This window comes from Methylicorpusculum oleiharenae (assembly GCF_009828925.2).
GTDB lineage: Bacteria > Pseudomonadota > Gammaproteobacteria > Methylococcales > Methylomonadaceae > Methylicorpusculum > Methylicorpusculum oleiharenae.
On sequence record NZ_WUTY02000001.1, the window covers coordinates 2,384,133 to 2,407,126 of the forward strand.

Consider the following 22,994-nt stretch of genomic DNA (forward strand, 5'->3'; position numbering starts at 1 on the left):
ATTGCTGTAATATTTTTTATGTAAAGTGGATATAGCTAAGTTTGGTAGTTATACTTCTTATCAGGTTAAGCGTAGGAAAGGGCAATTTATATTTCGGTACCTTAACGCTTTCTTCATCAGGTATTTACCAAAATGAGGGAAATTTGATACTCGATTTTATTGTGCGGAACAATTAAGAAGTGGTAAATAAAGTCTGCAATTTTTTATTGTGGCTAAAAGAAAAGGGTATGGGCATGAACAAAATTCTCCTTGCATTGGTTATGATTGCTCTGACAACGACGACCCCTCAAGTTATATCCGAGGTAAAGGTCAAAGTTAAAGAGTTGGCTGGTTCTGACTTGCAAAATCAAGAGAAAATGAGTATTGAGCTTGATTCGTCAGGGCGAATCGCCTTTTGGACCCCAAGTCTTACCAAAAATTACTTATCCGTTTTTTCAGGAATGCTTTTGTTGCCCAATACTGAAATAAAGGGCTACCATGCATTAGTGACTCAGCATCAGCAAGGTAAGGTTATACGTACGCAAACACGGTATTTTTTTCTGGAGGGACGCGATATTGAAGCCTCCTCCGATGATTTGATTGCTGTTGTTAAATCGCCTCTGCAAATAGAACCCAGAGTATTGCCAAAACCTGAGACAGGCTATGAAAGTAGTCAGCCTTATACTTTCAGTGTTAGTTTGGAGGGCGAACCTATGGCCAATACCCCCGTATTGCTTGAGACAACCAATGGATCGCGTCTACAGGGCAGGACGGATAAGTCTGGACGGGTGAATTTTAAGTTACCGGATGATTTTAAAGACGGCAGTTCGGATGATAACAAGGCTCAATTTATTTTGAGTACAGTTAAAAACGACAATAAACTGACTTATCAGACAGAGTTGATACTCAACTATCAAAAGCGTAAATCAACTTGGCTGGATTTAACCAAAGGTTTGGCTTGGCGCGCGCAATCACTGATGCAGTTCATGTCTTAACGGTGTGACCTGTCCACCCATAGTAAGCAATGTATAGATAACACAGGCATGCCAAAGCAAAGGCGTGTTGTATGCCAAAGGCGTCTGCCAGCAGGCCCTGAAGAACAGGAACAATTGCTCCTCCCACAATAGCCGCGCATAAAATTCCGGAACCTTGCTCGGTCAAAGCCCCCAAGTTCTTAATTCCCAACGAAAAAATGGTGGGAAACATAATCGAGTTGCAAAGGCCGATTGATAAAATGGCAATCATGGCCACTTTACCGCTACCAAAAATAACTACCATAATCAATAACGCGGCGGCCACTGCGTGAAATACCAATACTTTGTTGGGTTTGATTTTTTCCATGATGGCCGCACCTAAAAAGCGTCCAATCATGGCGCCACCCCAGTAAATGGAAAGGTAGCCGGCAGCTTCATGATTAGGCAGGCCGGTAATTGCAGGTTCTGATAAAAAGTTGACCATAAAACTACCGATTGACACTTCAGCACCTACATACAGAAAAATCGCGATGGCGCCTAAAATAAGATGTCTTTCCTGCCAAACGCGGCTTTCTTTTTTTACGGCAACCAAAGCCGTATCAATAGGTGATGTGGCTTGATCCAGGCTTAGGTCCGGCCATTTAAACAGTTGGCAGACCAGGGCTGTACTGAATAATATCAGCGATATCAATAAATACGGATTTTGAACAGCGGCTGCTTCGATAGCTTGCTGAGAGGCTATTGCGGAAGGGTTAACGGCAGAATCAGTTATAAGCGTATTGCTCAGAATAAAAGTCGCTCCAAAATAAGGTGCTACAGTGGTTCCCAGAGAATTAAATGCCTGGGTCAACGTTAATCGGCTGGACGAGGTTTCAGGACTCCCTAATTGGGTGACGTAAGGATTTGCGGCGACTTGCAACAAGGTGATTCCTGATGCCAATACAAAAAACGCGGACAGGAATAACCAATACATCCTCAGTGCCGCAGCCGGATAAAACAGCAGGCAACCAAAGCCGGCGATTGCCAAGCCGCTGACGATGGCGCCTTTATAGCCGATCCTTTTGACCAGATTGCCGCTAGGAATTGAAATGAGTAAATAGGCGGTAAAAAAGCAAAACTGCACCATCATGACCTGGGTATAACTGAGCGTAAACAACGATTTCAAATGTGGAATCAGGATGTCATTCAAGCAGGTGATAAAACCCCAAATGAAAAACAAGGAAGTCAATAACGTCAAGGTTGCCCGGTTTTGATCAGTATGAAACGAAGTTTTGTTAGGGCCGTTAAAAAGCGACATGAGTGTGCCTAAAGGTTAGTTTCTGCGGAGTTAATTAAGGTAAACGATCTCGATTCATTGCCTATCATGACTTTGAACTCCCCGGGTTCGATGATGCGTTTCAGGTTAACCCCGATAAAGGACAAATCATCCGGCATCAAGCTAAAGATTACTGTTTTTTGTTGACCCGGAGTCAATTCGATTTTTTTAAAGGCTTTAAGCTGTTTGACGGGCCGGGAGACAGATGCGGCGACATCGTTTAAATATAACAAAACCGTTTCTTTGCCGGTCCGGTTTCCGGTATTTTTGACAGTGACGCTGATATTCAGACTTTCTCCTAATTTAAGCTCCTGTTTATCCAGCGTCAGGGCGGTAGTTTCAAACTGGGTATAGCTTAATCCGTGGCCAAAGGGGTAAAGAGGGTTATAGACATTCCATTCGAATGCCTCTATGGGTTTGTGATCGTAGAGCACGATATCATTGGTGTTTCTGGGGTACGTAATAGGCAGTTTGCCGTTCGGGTTATAGTCGCCGAACAGAATGTCGGCAATGGCCTCACCACCTTCCATACCCGGTAAGAAACCCAGAATAACCCCGGCAGCTTTTTCGGCAAGTGCCGTAATGATTCGCGGACGACCGCCCAACGTCAGCAAGATAACCGGTTTGCCGGTTTTCAGCAGAGCTTCTGCCAACTTTTGTTGCCGGGGCTCAAGCAGCAATGAATCGATATTGCCCGGTGTTTCGGTATAGGGCTTTTCGCCAAGACACAGTAAGATGAATTCATGGTTGGCCGCCTCACTTACCGCCTTGTCGATATCAATCTCATCATCAAAGGATTGCCCGCCTATATAGGTGACCGTTCCTGAAGATTTATTACGAATCGCCTCTAATACGGTTGATTTTTCTTGAGGGTACAATTCCTCTGCATCGCCTTGCCATGTGATAGTCCAGCCGCCGTTAAGGACGCTTAATAAATGGGCGGTAGGCCCTGTGACCAGAATGCGGGCGTCTTTTTTCAAGGGCAATAGGTGGTCTGAGTTTTTTGCCAAAACGATGGATTCACGAGCTGCTTGTCGATTTATCTCAAGCGCCTGGGGTGTTGCAAAATGATCCTTTGGATCGGGCATCGGGCGGTCAAAGTCGAATAAACCACTTTGATATTTGACCGTCAGAATACGAGAGACCGCCTCATCAATACGAGACAGAGGCACTTCGCCGGAACGGACCAGATCCAGCAGCAAATCGTAAAAAGAAAAGTCAAAGGGCACCATGCTCATATCGACACCGGCCAATACCGCCATTTTTACGGCTTCTTTGGGGGAGGCTGCCAACTTGTCACGCGTATATAGGCGATTGATATCTGCCCAATCCGAAACGGTGAACCCTTTAAAACCCAGTTCATCTCTGAGAATCGTCGTTAAGTAATGGTGGTTGGCGTGTCCTGGAATACCATCGACTTCAGCCGAGTTGATCATGATGGTTGGCGCGCCTTGTTTGATGCCGGCCTCAAAACCCGGTAAAAAATATTCACGCAGCATTCTTTCGCCTATCCAGGCGGGTGAACGGTCTTTACCGTTGATAGGGAAACTGTATCCGACAAAATGCTTTAAACAGGTGGGTGCCTTGTCCGGCGCTGAAAAATCATTTCCCTGATGGCCTTTGATATAGGCCGAACCCATGGCGCTAGACAAATGGACGTCTTCACCATAGGTTTCCCATAAACGCGGCCAAAGAGGCTGCCGGCCGATATCCATTACCGGAGAGAAATTCCAGTGTAAACCGGATGCACGGACTTCCCTGGCGGTTATTTCCCCCTCTTGATAGGCTAAATCGGTATTAAAAGTAGCGGCCATATTGATCGCTTGTGGGAATAGAATCGAATTTTGTGTATAGGAGACGCCATGGATCGCATCTATACCGTACATGACCGGGATTTTTAGCCGGGTTTTAAGCGAAACATCACGAATGGCCTCCATCATTTTTCGCCAGGTTTCAATCGATTGAGCTTTGTTATCAGGTGTAAATGGGGTGTTGAGAATGGATCCTACATGATGATTCAAGACCGCCTCTTCAAGCTTTTGAGGGTCGATCGGAAAGGTTGGGTTTTGCTCTGGCGGTATACCGATTACGGTAAAGTCAACCTGCGTCATTTGCCCAATCTTTTCTTCCAGGGTCATTTTTGATAATAAATCAAGAACCTGATTTCCTTTGCGGGTGTTCATTGTTTGAGCGCTCACGGGTGACTCCGAAATAAATAAAAAAAGTGTAAGGCAACCTGCTATTGTTTTCACATAAAGTCCTTAGGCTGATAGTCGCCTTGATAAAGGATCACAGACAGCAACGGCTCTTTTCTAGAATATAGGGACATAGGTGTTTCTTATGCTTTTGGGGAAAATAAAGAGTTAATTCAATAATTAAATGTAATAAAGAGGTTCTAAATGGATGCCATACAATTAGTTAAACAGGTCAGGTCACTGTTTTCGCTTCCGGAAATCGCATTACGTGTTAACGAATTGCTGACTGTTCCGGAGCCCTCTATCCTCGAGCTTGAGGCTATTATTATCAACGATCCCGCATTGACCGCCAATATTCTTAAAGTAGTTAACAGTGCCTACTTCGGTATGCCGGGAAAAATAGATACCGTTTCAAGGGCCATCACTCTGGTCGGTTTTAATGAATTACGAAATATTGTAATGGCAACCTCTGTAACAACCCGGTTTAAAGGGATTCCTGCTGAACTAGTCGATATGGATGTGTTCTGGTATCACAGTGTCACTTGTGGGGTATTGTCCAGAAACTTAGCCAAGCGACTGAAGCATCCGGACCAGGAGCGTTTTTTCATTGCCGGATTATTAAGCAGTATAGGTAAACTGATATTTTTTTCGACTTATCCCAGAGAATCGGCTGAAATTCTTGAGCTTAAAGAACACGGCGATGAAGTAATGACTGCGGCAGAAATAGAGCATTTTGGTTTTAACTATGCTGATCTGGGTGCGGAATTGCTTAAACAATGGAAATTACCGCCCAACATCTGGGAGTTAATCGAGTTCCAATTGAATCCTCTTAAAGCCAATACCCCAAGAGAAGATGCCTGCATTATCAATGTGGCTAGAAAAATTGTGAATAGCATAGAGCCTTGTGCAAAATTCGATTTTAATTTCGATATTCTCGAGCCGACCTTGAGTTCAGACGTGTTGACCTACCTGAAATTAACACCCAATGTCATTCAAAGCGCGATAGATGACGCATTATTTCAAGCATATGAAGTCATGTGTATCATCAGACCCCAAGCGGCAACCATTTATTGATTAGAAGCAACAACTGTTTGCCTTGCCGGGAAATAAAAGAAAAAAGTGTATTGATCAATGGTCTGTCCGGTCAATAGCAATGCTGTAGGCTCTCTTTGCTCAGAGTCTGCAGCGTGTTTTAAGTTGAGTGGCGAATAGTATTGTTCATAATGAGTTATTACCCTCTTGTAAATAAATCCATTTTTGTATTCATCCGAATCCTTTGATAATCAAAAGCGAAAAGTGTGAGGCTATTCTCAAGCTTTTTGTCTGATCCCAATGCAGCGCTATAAAAAACGTATAGACTAAGTTTGTACGTTAGAGTTTGTGCCGGTATGCTTTCTTATTTTTTCTGTTAAATCTCAGATTGACCTTGTTCCCGAATAGCTAACTATTCTAACGCCGCTGATTCCTGCGAATAGGCAGTAACGATTCAGCCGTGCATGGCACGATGACGAAGTACACCGGGACCTGAGGTTTGGGACAAATAATGCCTGGCAACGTGTGTCAGGTATTGTTTGTGATGTGGGCTTAATCCCTTCTACGGGCAGCGAAAGCACTGTTGCCGGTTTGCATCTGTCATAAGGATCGGATCAATCATGTTTAAAGCAATCGATCAAGAGTCTCACGAAAACCAATCATCAGCCACCGGTGCTTATGCGGTCGAATCTCCAGAGCCACACTCAAAGCTGGATACCGGCTTGACTTGTCTGGTCATGATGGCACGGCTGCTCGGCGTAGGGGCCGACCCGGATCAATTGGCTCATGAATTTTCAGAGGATGGCAGGTTATTTGGTATTGCCGAGTTATTGCTGGCTGCAAAGCATTTGCATTTGAAAGCCAAGCTGATCAAAACGGGCTTGAATCGGCTCGAAAAAACGCCTTTACCGGCCATTGCGATAGGCGGGGCGGGCGATTTTTTTATTTTGGCTCGCTGCGAAGGCAATCAGGTGCTGATTCAGTCACCTGATGAGGGACGCCCTAAAACGCTGAACTTGGTCGAGTTTCAGTCATGTTGGTCAGGCGAGCTGATTTTGTTGACCTCACGTGCGTCTTTGGGCGGTGATCTCAGCAAGTTTGACTTTACCTGGTTTATCCCTGCTGTCGTCAAATATCGAAAATTGCTGACTGAAGTCTTGCTGGTCAGTCTAGTGCTGCAATGTTTTGCGCTAATTACGCCGCTGTTTTTTCAGGTGGTAATGGATAAGGTATTAGTACATAGGGGCTTTGCTACCTTGGATGTCATCGCCATCGGCTTGGCTGCTGTCATTTTATTTGAGGTTTCGCTTACCGTCTTGCGCAGTTACGTGTTTTCCCATACCACCAGTCGCATGGATGTGGAACTGGGAGCAAGGCTATTCAGGCATCTTCTGAATTTGCCGATCGCTTATTTTCAAGCCAGACGGGTGGGTGATTCTGTTGCCAGGATACGCGAGCTGGAAAATATCCGTTCTTTTCTAACCGGTAATTCCATTACTTTGGTATTGGATCTAGGGTTTTCAGTGGTATTTATCGCTGTAATGTTGCTTTACAGCGGCTGGTTGACCTTGATTGTAATAGCATCATTGCCTTGCTACATAATTTTGTCAGTCCTTTTTACGCCGCTTTTACGCGCCAGATTGCACGAAAAATTCAACCGAAACGCTGAAAACCAGGCATTTTTGGTTGAAACCATCAGCGGTATTGATACGTTAAAAAGTATGGCGGTGGAACCGCAGTGGCTGCGTCAATGGGATAATCAACTCGCTGCTTATGTATCCTCAAGTTTTCGGGCTGCCACAGTGGGGACTTTTGCAAACAGTGGGGTTACTTTAATTAGCAAACTGGTTACGGTTGCTACGATGTATTTGGGTGCCAGGCTGGTGATTGAAGGCCAATTGACTGTAGGGCAGTTGATTGCATTCAATATGTTGGCGGGTCAAGTGGCGCAACCGGTGATCCGGCTGGCGTCATTGTGGACAGATTTTCAGCAGATTGGCATTTCGATGCAGCGCTTAGGCGATATTCTTAATACACGAACCGAGGTTGCAGGCAATAAAAGTGCGTTACCGCCGCTGAATGGTCGACTGACTTTGGATGATGTCGTTTTCCGGTATACCCCAGGCGGACCGGAAGTGCTTAAAAATATCCGCTTAGATATATCTCCCGGTGAAGTCATTGGAGTGGTCGGTCATTCCGGGTCAGGTAAGAGCACGCTGGCGAAACTGATGCAGCGGCTTTATATGCCTGAACGAGGCCGAGTGCTTGTCGATGGTATGGATTTGGCTTTGGCGGATGCGTCGTCATTACGCAGACAAATCGGGGTAGTGTTACAGGAGAATGTCCTGTTCAATCGAAGCATCCGTGACAATATCGCGCTTTCCGATCCCGGTGCGCCGATTGAAAAGATAATTCATATGGCCAAGCTCTCTGGCGCGCATGGTTTTATTTTGGAGTTGCCGGAAGGCTATGACACCCCCGTCGGTGAGCATGGCTCGACACTTTCGGGAGGCCAACGCCAACGCATTGCTATAGCCCGCGCCTTGATAGGTAACCCTCGAATTCTGATTTTTGACGAAGCCACCAGTGCTCTGGATTACGAGAGCGAGCACATCATTCAGCTCAATATGAAAGCGATCAGTAAAGGACGCACTGTCATTATTATTGCGCATCGGCTAAGTGCGGTGAGAGATGCGAATCGCATTATCGTGATGGATCGCGGAAAAATCGTTGAAGAAGGCACTCATGGCGAATTATTGGCCTGTGAAGCGGGGTATTATTCGCGATTGTTCAGTTTGCAACAGGGATGACATCATGAGCAGGCGTTTACCCTTTGACGCATTTTGCGATTTAATCAAACGTTATGGCGCCGTATTTGAGTATGCCTGGGAACAGCGTGCTGATCATGAGCTTCAAAAACGTTTGCGGCATGAGACTCAGTTTCTTCCTGCGGCATTGGCATTGCAGGAAACCCCAGTTTCTCCTGCTCCCAGGTTTGCTGCGTGGGTATTGATTGCATTTGCAGGACTCGCATTTTTGTGGGCTGTCTTCGGCAGGATTGATGTGGTTGCCAGCGCGCAAGGCAAAATTGTTCCCAATGATCGTATCAAGACGATTCAGCCGCTGGAAACGGCCAGGGTTAAAGCTATTTATGTGACCGATGGTCAGGTTGTTATGACCGGCGAGGTGTTGATAGAACTGGATCCTACCACTGCACTGGCTGATCAGCAACGTCTTCAAAGTGATCTGACCAGCGCCCGGCTTCAAGTTGCCCGCAGCTTGGCTTTGCTGGCTGCACTCGATAAAGGAATAACTCCCAGTTTAAAGCGTCATGCTGATATCTTTGACAATGATGAGGTTAAGTTTCAGGAGGCTGAACGATTGCTCACTGCACAATTTGACGAATATATTGCCAAGAGCAGTGTGATCAACTCGGAAATTGCTCGGCACGCAGCTGAATTGAATTCAACCCAAGCGCTTGTGCGCAAGCTGGAGCTGATCGTGCCTATTGCGCGGCAAAGGGTGGAAGATTATAAAAATTTGGTTGAACGAAATTTTGTATCCAGGCATGGCTTTTTGGAACAGGAGCAAAAACGGATAGAGCAGGAAGGCGACCTTGCCAATCTAAAAAGCCGGCTCAAGGAAATTGACGCCATGAAATCCGGGATACTTGCGCAACGGACGGAACTGGCTGCTGAAACACGACGTATAACACTGGACAGCATTATCGAAGGGCAGCAAAAAGCTGAAACATTGGTGCAAGAGTTACTAAAAGCCACCCAGCGCAGTAAGCTCATGAAGCTGACCTCGCCGGTAGACGGCACCGTTCAGCAGTTGTCGGTTCATACGGTTGGCGGCGTGGTAACTCCGGCACAACCGTTGATGTCCGTGGTGCCAAGTGATAATCCGCTTGAAGTGGAAGCGTTTATCGAAAATAAAGACATAGGATTTGTGAAGGTCAATCAGGAGGCCGAAGTTAAAATTGAAACTTTTCAATACACCAAATACGGAACCCTTGACGCTAAGATAACATCTGTATCGCATGATGCGATCAATGACGAAAAACGCGGCTTGATCTATTCGGCAAGAGTAAAAATGGACCGTTCGACGATGAATATAGAGGGAACCGAGGTGAATCTGAGTCCCGGAATGGCGGTTACAGTTGAGATCAAGACTGGCAAACGGCGCGTGATTGACTATTTCCTTAGCCCGCTTATGCAATACGGGCATGAGAGCCTGACTGAACGATGAGCCGGGCTATCAATTGCGTGAGTTTATAATTGGCTGAAAAATAACTGCAATTCTGACAACAAATCACGTTCCTGCTCTACCTGTCTTGGGTATTCTGAATGGCCTCTGTCGAGTACGAAAAGCTTTTTCTCCCCAGGCAACGCATTGTAAATGCTGAATTGCCCTGGCGGAGCAACCGCAGGGTCAGCCAGGGCCGCTGCTATATGCACGGGTACTTGGATGTGACGAGCAGACATAGCGGCATCATAATAATTCAATGTTGAGAGAATAGAGCCGTGTTGCTGTTGATAGTTTTGCACCGCCGCCGCGCTGCCCCAGGTCGGTAATTGCAGGCGCAACGGATTATTTCCGAAACTGGGCACGTTGAAATGTGCGCGTTGAATGCGGGCATCCCACGGTAATGCCAATGCACCTATTCCGCCACCAAAGCTGATCCCGAGATAGCCCACATGTCCGGCAACGGATGGAAATAGCTCAAGCAATGCAGACACCCCAAGCCAAAGGTCCTCCACGCAACCGCCTAAAATGTAGCGATCCCGATTGTCAATGTTATGTAAAACATGAACGCTGGGATCGTCAGAAATCGTTTCGCACCGGCTTTTAGACAGGCCTCGAAAGCAAGGAAAAAGAAAGGCCGCTTCAGAAACAGGCAGATTGAAATCCGATTCATCCCGCCCCCCATAACCGTGTCCGACAATGATGCCCCGTCTGACCTGACTATGTTTGGGGATCAAAGCCCAGCCGCCAATCTCGAAAGCGTCTGTGGAACGGTATTTCAAGTCGTAACACTCAAAATCAGCATGAAAGGTGTTTTTATGTAAGAGGCGCGCGTTGGGTTTTGTCAGCAGGGCTTTTTGATAGCGAGACTGCCAAAACGCTGCAAAATCCTCCGGCGGTGTCGGCGGTTTGATGCGCAGCAGTTTTTCCAGGGTGTAACCGTATGTTGGGTCGAAATCGGACATGGGAAAAGGAGGTGAGTCTTATTAAACCAGTAATTTGAGCATAGGATTGCTTGCCTTTTTCTGCAAGCTTGATGCTTATTTAAGTCATAAAATTGAGTTATGGAAAGAGGCCTAAATTTTAGTCAAAATCCATATTTGACTTTTTTATAACGGTGTAAATGATGAACGCTTTTTTATGGAGCTTAACGCTTGTCCTGTTTCCTGTCTCTCAAATTTTGGCGCAACAGCAAGAATGCGATTTGATCATTGAGTTACCTGTGAATAGTCAAGAGGCCAGAGTACGGCCCGAAGGTGGAGACTATCGCCAGTGTTTAATCAGCGAGACAGCCTTACGTGAGGGGATTAAAAACCAATTAAATGCATGGGCAGCGTTGCATTGGCCTATTCGCAGTGTCAATCTGGGGCGGGCAATAAATTATCCCTGGCTGGTCGATTATCTTATTGAAGCATCACTTGCTTCGACTGCTTGGGATATTCACAAAGGGCGGAGTTTAAGCGGGAGTGATAACCTTTTTGTTTCAGGCATCTTATCGGAACCGGTTTTTATCAGGCGATTACAAGACTTTTTTGAAGGCTCTCCCTATACCGTAACTGGAGTGAGTGTTGAAAAAGTATTGATTGGCGACTCAACAGTTCATCAAAGCGGCTTATCAAAAGCAGAAAAAGTGCCGTTTGATGCGCAAGTACGGCTTATTCTTGAATATCAAGAAATCAAGACTATGCCTTGATCAGTTACCTGACTCTGCATAAATTCGCTGAAGGTTAAGAACATTTCTTAAAAGAGGACTCATGAGCAAATCATCATTGACTGTCGATAGCAGCACAATAGTTTTGAAGAAGCCGTCCGCTCGTCAAGCCTATTATGCTGAGTTATTTCGGACTATAAAAAAACCGTTTAATCCCCGGCAATTACCGTGGATAGTCGAGTTGAAACCCGGGATTGATAGGCGCAACAATGAACGCTTGATACTCAAAATTGCACTAGGATTCGTTGCGTTGATCAGTTCGGGGATAGGGTTGACAGATGAGCCTTTTGATCCTGTCATGTTTGCTTTCGGCGTTTCGTCAGTTCCTTTGACCCTTTTGACGGGTGTGCTTTGGGTGCGTTGGATTTACAGAGGTGTGCCTGCCTGGTTTCGACTTCGCTTGTCTGTTGATAAGGTCAGCATGGAATCACCGAAAGGGCAGTGGGAAGAGCAGGTTGCCCATTACCTTGGCCTCGCGTTAAGGCATAGAGTGACTTATAAGCCGCCGCCCAGAACGCGCAAGTTGTTTTACACGGAACTGGAGAAAAAACTTCGTCAGCATGAGCTCATCACGCTGTACTGGATAGAACTGGTTCACGCCGATTCTTCGCGCACTATCGTCTTATGGGCATCAGACAAAGCCAGGGTGGAGGATGTAGCAAGAAAACAATTGGAACAGTTTGCAAAGACGTTGAGTTTGCCGGTCATCCAGTCGGTCTGAGCGAGAGCTTCATCGTGCATAACGGCATTTAGTCGCAATTACAAGGCCCAAACACTGCGAATCAATAGCCTTTGGGTAAAAGTCAGTTGGTGCAAGGCAATCAATCGGTTTATGATTGGTCGCGGGTTAGGAAGACCATACTATTAAAACGGTTCAGATGTGTGTTTATCCCTACTTTTCTTAAAATACAGACCGTTTAAATATGACAGATTCTATCGAAGAGAATAGCAACGGGCAATTGGCTCAACTTGACGCCTATTACCGGCAGGTTAACGAAATTATCCTGCAGCGACAGGACTGGGTCAGCGGTTTGCTGCCGGCGAGTACGGCCGTCAATATCCACGGTAATTATACCGATGCGTGGGTCAGGGATAATGTCTACAGTGTTTTATCTGCCTGGGGTTTGGCGCTGGCTTACCGGCGACTTGGCGAAGCAGAGGGTAAAACCTATTTGCTGGAGCAAAGCGTTGTCAAGCTGATGCGCGGTTTGCTGACGGCAATGATGCGGCAGGCGGTTAAAGTCGAGCGCTTCAAACATACGCAAGATCCGTTGGATGCCTTGCATGCCAAATACGACACCAAAACCGGGAATGTTGTGGTAGGCGACAGCGAATGGGGGCATCTGCAACTGGATGCGACCTCTCTCTTTTTGTTGATGCTTGCGCAAATGACCGCTTCCGGGTTACGTATCATTTTTACGATAGACGAAGTCAATTTTGTCCAAAATCTGGTTCACTATATTAGTCGCACTTACAGGACCCCCGATTACGGCATATGGGAGCGAGGCAATAAGATCAATCATGGTATTGCCGAGCTGAATGCCAGTTCAATCGGCATGGCTAAAGCGGCTTTGGAAGCCATGTCCGGTTTTAATTTGTTCGGAAAGAATGGCGGACAAACCGCTGTGATCCATGTCATCAGTGATGATATCGCCCGAACCCGTATCGCGCTGGAATCGTTGTTACCCAGAGAATCCTTGTCAAAAGAAGTTGATTCAGCGGTTCTTAGCGTGATTGGTTATCCCGCATTCGCTGTTGACCAGGATTCGCTGCGTAACAGGACCGAACAACTGATTATCGATAAATTACAAGGTCGTTACGGCTGCAAACGTTTTTTACTCGATGGGCATCAAACAGAGATAGAGGATAGTCACCGGCTGCACTATGATCCGCATGAACTCAAACAATTTATGGACATTGAATGCGAATGGCCGCTGTTTTTTACTTATTTGCTGTTGAACCGGCTTTTCGCGAACCACCAGGAAGGTGCAAAAGAATACCGTGAAAAAATTGACAGTCTCATGGTTGAACAGAATGGACAAAAACTGCTGCCTGAACTTTATATCGTGCCGCTTGATTTAATTGAAGCGGAAAAAGCATCGCCACACAGTCAGCCTCGAAAACCCAATGAAAATATTCCACTGGTGTGGGCGCAAAGTCTTTATGTGTTGGGCAGTTTGATTCAGGACGGGCTGCTTGATATCAATGATATCGATCCGCTGGGGCGTCATAAGACAGTGAAGCACGCCCGGGAAGTGACCGTGCAGTTTGCCTTGCTGTCTGAGGATGAAGCCGTTCAGAAAGATTTGCTGAGCGCTGGTATTCCAACTCAGACCTTGGCTGAAATTGTTCCAATACAGATGCGTGAGGCGAGTGAACTGGCCAGAGCTTATACCCATATCGGTAGAAATGACCGGATTGGATTGACTGGCCGCCCCTACCGTCAGTTAAGAACCCTGGCGACTTCGCAGATTTATGTGTTGGCTAATCAGCGCCTGGTTTTTTTACCGCAGTTTTTAAGCCAGAAAGGCTTCTATCTGGCCATGGATAATCGCTTGCTGATTCAGCGGTTGCGTCTGGAAATCTCTTATGTTTACCGACATTGGGACAGGCAGGGAAATCCGCTGATGGTCATGACGATCAAACGCAATATGTTGAATAATCAAGGCAGGAATGTACTGATTGATTTTATCAAGGAATTGCAAGGTGGTTTGATCAAGACTATTCCGGTGCGTTTGGGATCTTTATCAGACATGGCGGCGGCGACCAGTCATGAAAAAATCGATTATCTGCATGATTTTCAGTTTTCAGACCCGTTATCGGATGCCTCCGAGCGGCCCTACTCTCGTTTATTGTCCAGTGTCGATTCAACGCCGGTGCTTTTGACCCCTCAAGCAGCGATGGATTTTGAAATCAATGATGATGCCGGTTTAGTCGATTATCTGAAATCAGGCCAGCCGCTTTACGGGCAGCTGGAAGCCTTGTCACAGTTAGCTTTACGACATGGGCTTGATTATAAGTTAAACCTGACGGCGCCCGATTCAGAAGACTGTTCGGTCAAAAATTTATTGGAAGAGATTTATGCCAGGGCAGGTGATCTGCATGTTTGGGATATTGTCAGGCGTTGTGCCGGTTTATTGGGCAAATACGATATTAACCTTGAACAGGCGGCTACTGAAATATTAGTCAGGCAGCATCAGTTGACGGTAGGACGAGCCTACAGCGGCAAAGCCACTTTGAAACGTCCGGCAGATTCTTCTGAAATCCTGCAAACGATCAGAACCTATAACAGCACCGGAAACATCAGTGAACAGATTTTGATCCAGGAACTGATTATCTATTTGGGTATGTTGATCAAATCGGATCCCGAGTTGTTCGCCGATATGCATACGATCAGGGTCGGTCATATTCTGCAATTAATTCTGGCAACGCGAAAACGGCTTTCCGATGGCACGCTGGATCAAGCGTTTAATGAAATATTAGCCATGCCGCCCCATCAGTTGGCAACCAAAGTAGAGGATACACTCAGGAATTACAATCAGGTTCAAGATCAATTGGGCCGGGTCGAGTTGTTGCATATCGACGGTGAACCGCGCGAGTTGGCTACCGCACGTTTTTCACCGGCGATGGATGCCCGACGGGATGATGCGGAAGATTGGTATGAATGGCGGGAGCGCCAAGGTAGTGTCAGCCGTGAAAGTGAGTCTTTCTTTGCCTGCGTATGGGACATTCTGCATCACTGTAAAGGCTTGATGATAGGTGAAAAGTTTAACAGTAACCGTCGTCTGGACAGTGAGACGACTCTGGCACACATGACCTCGGGTGAACAAAGCTTTAAACTTTTTGTCAGTCATCTGCTCAATAAAATACAGTCTCCGGTTTATCGGCAACTGACCGTCGAGGCGCTTCTGGCTGTGGCTTCGATCATGCAGGTGAATCCGGCTTTGCAGATTGACGATACCTTGGTTATCGATGTCATCATTGGTCATGCTGTTCGCATAACCTGGCTGCAAAGTCATCCTGAAGCGCAGGAATATTATGAAGAACAGGTGTCTTTTGCCTGGCAGGCCTTTTATCAGTTACCACCGCATAAAGTCGCAAATGCAATGCTCGATGCTCTTATCCATTTACTTGATAATAATCAACACTCAGAACAAGAAGGTACTCTATGATTCTTGCAGGCGATATAGGTGGGACCAAAACAGTATTGTCATTGTTTAAAAAAGAAGCCGGCGGTTCATTGGTCTGCGAGCGGGAAGAAACCTATGCGAGTGCCGATTTTCAGGAATTCGATGAACTGCTTGCTGCGTTTCTGCCGGACGGCGTTGCCCTTTCAGCTGTTTGTTTTGGCGTTGCCGGACCTGTGCTGGATCAACGTTGTCATCCAACCAATTTGCCCTGGATTTTGGATGCAGAAGACTTGAAAGTAAAACTCAATGTGGCCAAAGTCAGAATTTTGAACGACCTGGAAGCGATGGCATTGGGTATGTTGCATCTGCCTGAAAAAGATTTGCTGGAGCTAAATCCCAATGCCCAGAGTCATGCAGGCAATATTGCCGTTATCGCTGCAGGGACAGGGTTGGGTGAAGCCATATTGTATTGGGATGGCGTAAAATACCATCCGCTGGCAACGGAAGGCGGGCACTGCGATTTCGCTGCCCAAAATACGCAACAGGATTTGCTGCTGAGTTACATGCGCAGAAAATATAACGATCATGTCAGTTGCGAACGGCTTATTTCAGGCATCGGATTCAGTCATTTATACGACTTTCTGCGCGAGCAGCAATTTGCTCCGGAGTGTCCCGCTGTTCCTCCGGTCAATGCCCTCTATAACGAGGGCGTGGATCGAAACGCCATCATTTCGCGCCTGGGTGTCAATGGTGAAGATGCACTTTGTGCCGAGGCGGTCCGGTTGTTTGCCGAATTGTATGGGGCGGAAGCCGGAAATCTGGTGTTAAAATCCTTTGCAATAGGCGGAGTCTATATCGGTGGCGGTATCGGTCCAAAAATCCGTCCTTTGTTGCAGAACGGCGTTTTTATGGATGCGTTTAAAGCGAAAGGTCGTTTCACGGCTTTGCTGGACAAAGTACCGGTCAAGTTATCACTCAATCCGAAAACACCGTTATTGGGCGCTTTACATTATTTTGACGTTTGATGTGTTATTCAGTGCGTGAAACTACTCGCCCGTTTTGAATTAAGGGTGTAGGTGCTTGATTTCAAAAGATGCGTAAATACGTCCCTGTTGCAGAAGCCTTTTCATTCAACCACCTACACCCACTAAAATCTGAGGGGTGAGCAGATACCCATGCGTACTGAATTGATGGCCTGTTTTCGGATAAATGCTTCAGTCGTCCAGGCTTCAGGTAAAATATTCGCATATCATATCTTTAACACTAAATAATGGGTAAAGGGATAGCCTCATGCTGAGACTATGCAATATAAAAGACGGCATTCTTAACGCACAATATCTGCCGAAGGAAATCCGCAAACAACTGCTTGATGAAGCGCACTGGATTGATGCGCATGATCCCAATGAGCTTGAGCGAACCCAATTGCAGACCTTTCTGCATACGCAATTGCCTGATTCTGACGAAGTCGATGAAATCGAGGCCTCCGCCCGGTATTTTATCGATGATAACGGCATTCATATCCATTCCCTGTTTTTAGCGCAAAGTGAAGGCCGCTTGGATACTGTTTCCGTAGCCTTTATTTTACAACCCGAGCGCCTGATATCGCTTAGAGAAGGACTGGATTTGGCCGATTTCAGACTGCTGCGAATGCGGGCTCGCCGACAACAGGTTGAGGTCGATTCACCCAAGAATCTGTTAATAGAAATCTTTGGGCAAAAAATTGAGAATCTGGCCGATGCAATTGAAGATGTGTTTTGCCTGTTGGAACAGGTCAGTTATCAGATTCTTGAAGAAGATGACGCAAATCACGAACATGGAATTGATCAATTAGCCAAACTCGAAGACAGTAACGGTAAAATCCGACTTTGTTTGATGGATACGCAACGGTCAGTCGCATTTTTACAGCGGCATATGCGAATGGATAAGGATGTACAATTACCTATTCACGACATGATGCGCGATATGGATACCTTGTTGTCGCATACCACGTTTATGTTTGAAAAAATCAACTTTTTGATGGATGCGGCTTTAGGTTTTATTAATATTGAGCAAAATCAGATCATTAAAACGTTCTCCATCGCCGCTGTGGTATTTATGCCGCCAACGCTGATTGCGAGTATTTACGGGATGAACTTTGAAATGATGCCCGAGCTGAAGTGGTTGTGGGGCTATCCTGGCGCAATTGTGTTGATGGTGTTGTCCGGAATTGCACCTTATTGGATTTTTAAACGTAAAGGCTGGTTTTAGTGTTGGCTATAGAACGGTAGGATATCTTGATGTTACAGTTAATACGGTTGAGTGTTGTTTTCGGATTATTTTTATGTGTTTTTCAGGTTTGCGCCGATGACAGCTTTCAAATCGAACTGGTTGTGTTCTCTCAAGACATGCCCAGCACCGAATTGTTTGATCAGACTCAAACCAGGATTGAATGGCCTGATGCCGTACTGGATTTTGATGTTTTGGGTAGTGTTGCCGAAAATGCAAAAATGCTTAAGCCGGTTTACGATAAATTGGCAGCGCAGCTTTCCTATAATGTCTTGGTGCATGCTGCCTGGCAACAAACTCTCAGTGCCAATGCAACTGGGGAAGCGGTGCGTATCCGGGATGTGAGGGGCGAGGTTAACGGGTTTATGCGCATTCAACGAGGCGAATATCTTGAGCTGATGCTTGATCTTGAATATCAGCCGTTATCCAATCAATTCTATCGGCTGAATGAAGTGCGCCGGATTAAATTCAACGAACAACACTATTTCGATCATCCCAAATTTGGGGTGGTGGCCATCGTCAAACCCCTTTAAATCGAAGGCGCAAGTTCCGTCGGCTTGAGATTGCTTTCTTAATCCTTTTTAGCCAAATGCCTGTAGTTTAATGAGTTGAGCGTATTTTCTGATCAACGGGCAGATCATACTGATTTGTTTGAATATCATTATTTCAGGGTATAATTAATTCCAAAGTTTAAGCCCGCGTTTAAAAAAACCGGGCTTTTTTGCTTGTTTTGTATAAACACCGGATGACGATGGAAGGGTTGTTCAGTGTTTGATGTGTAACTTTATTTGCAGTGTTGTATGACCCAAAAACTTTATATTCAGACTAACGGCTGTCAGATGAACGAGTACGATTCCGACAAGATGCGGGATGTGCTCAAAGCCTCGCATGGACTGGAGTTGACCGATAAACCGCATGAGGCTGATGTTTTATTATTGAATACCTGCTCGGTACGCGAAAAAGCGCAGGAAAAAGTCTTTTCGGCGCTGGGTGTCTGGCGGCCGTTCAAGGAACTGCGTCCTGATGTCATCATTGGCGTCGGTGGTTGTGTGGCCAGTCAGGAAGGTTCGGCAATTCAGCAGCGAGCGCCCTTTGTCGACATCGTCTTCGGTCCGCAAACCTTGCACCGGTTGCCGCAATTGCTGGATGAAGCGCGCAGCAAAAAACGCCGTGTTATCGATATCAGTTTTCCCGAAATTGAGAAATTTGACGCTTTGCCCGAACCCAGAGCGGAGGGCCCGAAAGCGTTTGTATCAGTGATGGAAGGCTGCAGTAAATATTGTACGTTCTGTGTGGTGCCTTATACGCGCGGAGAGGAAATCAGCCGTCCGCTGAATGATGTGATTGCCGAAATTTCGGCCTTGGCAAACCAAGGCGTTAGGGAAGTCTGTTTGTTAGGTCAGAATGTCAATGCTTATCGCGGCTTGATGGCAGACGGCGATATCGCCGATTTTGCCTTGTTGCTGCATCATGTGGCGGCTATAGACGGCATTGAACGGATTCGCTTTACAACCTCTAATCCTGTTGAGTTTACCGATAGCTTGATTGATGCCTTTGCAGAAATTCCAAAACTGGTCAATCATTTACATTTACCGGTGCAAAGCGGCAGTGACGCCATTCTTAAGGCAATGAAGCGTGGCCATGTTCGCGCTGATTACATCGAAACTATCCGTAAATTGCGTAAAGTTCGTCCCAATTTGACCTTGTCTTCTGATTTTATTATCGGGTTTCCGGGTGAGACAGATGAACAATTCGAAGATACTCTGCGCCTGATAAGGGAAGTCGGTTTTGATCTGTCCTACAGTTTTATTTACAGTCAAAGACCGGGTACGCCGGCCGCCGATTTGCCGGATGATGTGCCTGCTGAAGTCAAAAAGCTGAGATTGAAGCGATTGCAAGACTTGATTAACGATATGGCTGCCCATATTTCAACAAGCATGATTGGAACCACTCAAACCATTTTGGTTGAGGGCCAATCAAAAAAGAACTTATTACAAATGCAAGGCAGAACAGAAAATAACCGCGTTGTTAATTTTATTGGGCATTCGCGTTTGACAGGACAATTTGTCGACGTATTGGTTACTGAGGCATTGCCCAATTCACTCAGAGGCCGACTGGTTGAATCTTCAGTCGATAAGATAAAAAATCAAGCTGAAATATTAGATGTATTCTGAGGAAATCACCCTGTTGCCGTCGGATAACGGCAGACTCTCCAATCTTTGCGGTCAATTTGATAGTCACCTGAGGCAAATCGAAACGCGGCTTAAAGTCGAAATAGCCAATCGCGGCAATCACTTCAAAGTAACGGGCGGTGACCAGTCAGTCAAAGCCGCCTGTGCAGTGATGCACAAATTGTTTGAATCCACCGGTCAGGAACTCCTGACCCCGGAACAGGTTCATCTGGCAATGCAGGAATCCAGCATTGATGACGCCGTTAATGCGGGCCATGGCGAGGCCGAGGTAAATAATCATGTGATGATTAAAACCAAACGCGGAATCGTTAAAGGACGCGGCACCAATCAGCAAAATTACCTAAAAAAAATTATGTCCAACGACATCAATTTTGGGGTGGGGCCTGCGGGAACCGGGAAAACTTATTTGGCGGTCGCCTGTGCAGTGGATGCCTTACAAGCTGAAAAAGTCAGGCGTATTATTCTGGTGCGTCCAGCAGTAGAGGCGGGTGAAAAGCTGGGTTTTTTACCCGGCGATATGGCTCAAAAAGTCGATCCTTACCTCCGGCCTCTGTATGATGCGCTATACGAAATGCTGGGCTATGAACGTGTCGAAAAATTGATTGAACGTGACGTTATTGAAGTGGCTCCGTTGGCTTTTATGCGGGGCAGAACACTTAACGATTCATTTATCATCCTTGATGAAGCGCAAAATACCACGGTCGAGCAGATCAAAATGTTCCTGACCCGGGTTGGCTTCGGTTCTACAGCCGTTGTTACGGGTGATGTCACGCAAATCGATCTACCTTCCGAGAAAATGTCCGGATTACGTCATGTGCTTCAGGTGCTCAAAGATGTGGAGGGCATCAGCTTTACTTTTTTTGCTGCCAAGGACGTGGTCAGGCATCCTCTGGTTCAGCGAATAGTGCTCGCCTATGAGGCTTATGAAAAAAATAACAAGTCGTCTTAATGAATCATATTGAAATTCAATGGATGGTTGACACGGCTGGTTTACCGGGCGAAGAGCTGATTCACCAGTGGGTTGATGAAGCGTTGGAGGGCTATGCTCACGATGCGGAACTGGTTGTGCGCATTGTCGATATAGAAGAGAGCGCCGAGCTCAACGAGCAATACCGCGATAAAAGCGGCCCCACCAATGTCTTAAGTTTTCCTTTTGAAGTGCCGGAGGGCGTTTCTATGGATGTTAACCTCTTGGGTGATTTGGTCGTATGTGCACCGGTTTTGGCGGAAGAAGCGGTTGAACAAAACAAATTGCTAAACGACCATTGGGCTCATATCATTGTACACGGTGTACTTCATTTGTTAGGCTTTGATCATATTGACGATATTGAGGCCGAAGAAATGGAGTCCCATGAAATTGCTATTTTAGCCCGATTAAATATCCAAAACCCGTATAACGAGGTATGCGAATCATGAGCGAGGAATCTCCTCACAGTAGTAACGGCGGCACACAAAAAAGCTGGTTAAGTAAAATCGGACAAATGCTTAGCGGTGATCCCCAGGATCAAGAAGATTTGATGGATATTCTCAGGGAAGCGAAAGATAACCATCTGATCGACAGTGACGCGTTTGCGATGATTGAAGGCGTCATGGAGGTTTCTGAAATGCGCGTCCGGGATATCATGATCCCGCGTGTACAAATGGTGGTTGTTCCTCATGATGCCGAACTTAAATCCATACTGCCTTTAGTGCTGGAACATGGGCATTCTCGTTTTCCGGTTATAGAAGATGACCGCAGTAAAGTGGTTGGCGTCTTGTTGGCAAAGGATTTGTTGTCCCACATTTTGTCAGACCTGACCATCAGGATTGAAGAAATCATGCGTCCGGTCAGCGTAGTTCCGGAAAGCAAGCGATTGAACATTTTGCTCAAGGAGTTTAGGGCTAACCGTAATCATATGGCTATTGTGGTCGATGAATATGGTGCGGCTGCAGGTTTAGTTACGATAGAGGATGTTCTGGAACAGATTGTGGGCGAAATTGAAGACGAACACGATCTGGAAGACGATGAAGAAGATTATATTTTTAGGCGCAGCGATGCCGAATATACGGTAAAGGCGCTGACTCCGATTGAGGATTTTGACGAATATTTTTCCACTGATTTCGCGACAGATGAATACGACACCGTCGGTGGTTTTATTGTTACACGACTGGGTCATTTGCCCAAGAAAGGCGAGAAAGTCGTCGAAGACCGGTTTCGATTTGAAGTGCTAAAGGCTGACAGCCGGCGCATCCATCTATTAAAAGTAAAGCTTCTTGACAGTGCCGACGATTAAATTCAATAAAGCTACCGGATTTAAGATCCTAAAATCAGCCCTTTTATGAGAGGAATGTGAAGAAAATAAAATTGATTGGAATTATCTTTTTTACTTTTTGGCTCTCAGCTTGTTCTTATTTTGCCGGTGAATTTAAAACGCCTCATGTTTCCCTCGCCGGTATTTCGCCAATTGCTTTAGGTTTGTTTGAGCAGCGTTTCAAACTTAAATTACGTGTTCAAAACCCCAATGAAGCCGCTTTGTCCATAAAAGGCATGCAGTATTTCCTTGACGTGGAAGGACGAAAATTTGCCCATGGCATTTCCGATCAAGAAATCACCATCCCTAAATTTGGCGAACACGTCATATCTTTGCCCATCAGTTCTAACCTCAGTGTATTACTGTCTCTGCTCAAAAAGGCCAGGCATGAAAAATTGAATTACGAATTGAATGGCGAAATTCAACTAGCCAATCAATTCATGAAACTGCCTTTCAGTTATAAAGGTAAAATTGATCTGAAGCTGTAACTACTCGCCCGCTTTGAATTAAGGGTGTAGGTGCTTGATTTCAAAGGACGCGTAAATACGTCATTGTAGCTCTCTGCAACATCCCTGTTGCAGAAGCCTTTTCAATCAACCACTTACACCCGATAAAATAGAAGGGGATGAGCAGATACCCGAAGCTTTAGTTTTAAACTTTTC

Annotated in this window: 18 protein-coding genes; 15 read left to right on the plus strand and 3 right to left on the minus strand. The window is 46.0% G+C overall.

The genetic code is table 11. The features are described from left to right. Positions 1–179: 179 nt before the first annotated feature. Entirely contained in the window at positions 180–974 is a 795-nt protein-coding gene (locus GO003_RS10935) for a hypothetical protein (RefSeq protein WP_231088942.1), read from the plus strand. Here GO003_RS10935 and GO003_RS10940 read toward each other — a convergent pair. Continuing rightward, positions 964–2,250, minus strand: coding sequence for a sugar MFS transporter (locus tag GO003_RS10940; RefSeq protein ID WP_159658695.1), 1,287 nt, complete (start codon positions 2,248–2,250; stop codon positions 964–966). The genes GO003_RS10935 and GO003_RS10940 overlap by 11 nt on opposite strands. A gap of 8 nt (positions 2,251–2,258) precedes the next feature. Continuing rightward, the gene (locus GO003_RS10945) at positions 2,259–4,466 is read right to left on the minus strand and encodes a glycoside hydrolase family 3 N-terminal domain-containing protein (protein ID WP_231088943.1); all 2,208 of its coding nucleotides are present in this window, start codon (positions 4,464–4,466) and stop codon (positions 2,259–2,261) included. A gap of 201 nt (positions 4,467–4,667) precedes the next feature. On the opposite strand from GO003_RS10945, the gene GO003_RS10950 reads away from it, so the two are divergent. The 3 genes from GO003_RS10950 to GO003_RS10960 all read left to right on the plus strand — a co-directional run bounded on the left by GO003_RS10950 (position 4,668) and on the right by GO003_RS10960 (position 9,746). Continuing rightward, complete coding sequence (locus tag GO003_RS10950; RefSeq protein ID WP_159658694.1) at positions 4,668–5,537, plus strand: HDOD domain-containing protein; 870 nt, start codon at positions 4,668–4,670, stop codon at positions 5,535–5,537. 578 nt (positions 5,538–6,115) lie between these two features. Beyond that, on the plus strand, positions 6,116–8,305 hold the full coding sequence (locus tag GO003_RS10955; protein WP_159658693.1) for a type I secretion system permease/ATPase: 2,190 nt from the start codon (positions 6,116–6,118) through the stop codon (positions 8,303–8,305). 4 nt (positions 8,306–8,309) lie between these two features. Then, complete coding sequence (locus GO003_RS10960) at positions 8,310–9,746, plus strand: HlyD family type I secretion periplasmic adaptor subunit (RefSeq protein ID WP_159658692.1); 1,437 nt, start codon at positions 8,310–8,312, stop codon at positions 9,744–9,746. 23 nt (positions 9,747–9,769) lie between these two features. Here GO003_RS10960 and GO003_RS10965 read toward each other — a convergent pair whose 3' ends face one another. Further along, positions 9,770–10,708, minus strand: a complete 939-nt coding sequence (locus tag GO003_RS10965) for an acetylxylan esterase (protein WP_159658691.1) — start codon at positions 10,706–10,708, stop codon at positions 9,770–9,772. A gap of 161 nt (positions 10,709–10,869) precedes the next feature. On the opposite strand from GO003_RS10965, the gene GO003_RS10970 reads away from it, so the two are divergent. From GO003_RS10970 to GO003_RS11020, 11 genes are all read left to right on the plus strand, one after another. Beyond that, on the plus strand, positions 10,870–11,436 hold the full coding sequence (locus GO003_RS10970) for a hypothetical protein (protein ID WP_159658690.1): 567 nt from the start codon (positions 10,870–10,872) through the stop codon (positions 11,434–11,436). A 61-nt stretch (positions 11,437–11,497) separates the two neighbouring features. Further along, positions 11,498–12,175 carry a hypothetical protein gene (locus GO003_RS10975; RefSeq protein WP_159658689.1) on the plus strand — a complete coding sequence of 226 codons (678 nt, stop codon included), beginning with the start codon at positions 11,498–11,500 and terminating at the stop codon, positions 12,173–12,175. A gap of 202 nt (positions 12,176–12,377) precedes the next feature. Next, complete coding sequence (locus GO003_RS10980; RefSeq protein WP_159658688.1) at positions 12,378–15,626, plus strand: glycoside hydrolase family 15 protein; 3,249 nt, start codon at positions 12,378–12,380, stop codon at positions 15,624–15,626. Beyond that, complete coding sequence (glk, locus tag GO003_RS10985) at positions 15,623–16,609, plus strand: glucokinase (protein WP_159658687.1); 987 nt, start codon at positions 15,623–15,625, stop codon at positions 16,607–16,609. The genes GO003_RS10980 and glk overlap by 4 nt, the downstream gene beginning before the upstream one ends. A gap of 265 nt (positions 16,610–16,874) precedes the next feature. Further along, entirely contained in the window at positions 16,875–17,831 is a 957-nt protein-coding gene (gene corA, locus GO003_RS10990; RefSeq protein WP_159658686.1) for a magnesium/cobalt transporter CorA, read from the plus strand. 29 nt (positions 17,832–17,860) lie between these two features. Then, entirely contained in the window at positions 17,861–18,382 is a 522-nt protein-coding gene (locus tag GO003_RS10995; protein ID WP_159658685.1) for a CsiV family protein, read from the plus strand. 267 nt (positions 18,383–18,649) lie between these two features. After that, complete coding sequence (gene miaB, locus GO003_RS11000; protein ID WP_159658684.1) at positions 18,650–20,023, plus strand: tRNA (N6-isopentenyl adenosine(37)-C2)-methylthiotransferase MiaB; 1,374 nt, start codon at positions 18,650–18,652, stop codon at positions 20,021–20,023. After that, positions 20,013–20,990 (plus strand): PhoH family protein, encoded by a 978-nt coding sequence (locus GO003_RS11005; protein ID WP_159658683.1) that lies wholly within the window; start codon positions 20,013–20,015, stop codon positions 20,988–20,990. The genes miaB and GO003_RS11005 overlap by 11 nt, the downstream gene beginning before the upstream one ends. Further along, positions 20,990–21,457: an rRNA maturation RNase YbeY gene (gene ybeY, locus GO003_RS11010; protein WP_159658682.1), complete on the plus strand. Its 468-nt coding sequence runs from the start codon at positions 20,990–20,992 to the stop codon at positions 21,455–21,457. Before GO003_RS11005 ends, ybeY begins: the two co-directional genes overlap by 1 nt. Next, on the plus strand, positions 21,454–22,314 hold the full coding sequence (locus tag GO003_RS11015) for an HlyC/CorC family transporter (RefSeq protein WP_159658681.1): 861 nt from the start codon (positions 21,454–21,456) through the stop codon (positions 22,312–22,314). Before ybeY ends, GO003_RS11015 begins: the two co-directional genes overlap by 4 nt. Before the next feature lie 56 nt (positions 22,315–22,370). Further along, a complete protein-coding gene (locus tag GO003_RS11020; protein WP_159658680.1) occupies positions 22,371–22,820 on the plus strand; it encodes an LEA type 2 family protein in 450 nt (149 codons plus the stop codon). Positions 22,821–22,994 lie beyond the last annotated feature (174 nt).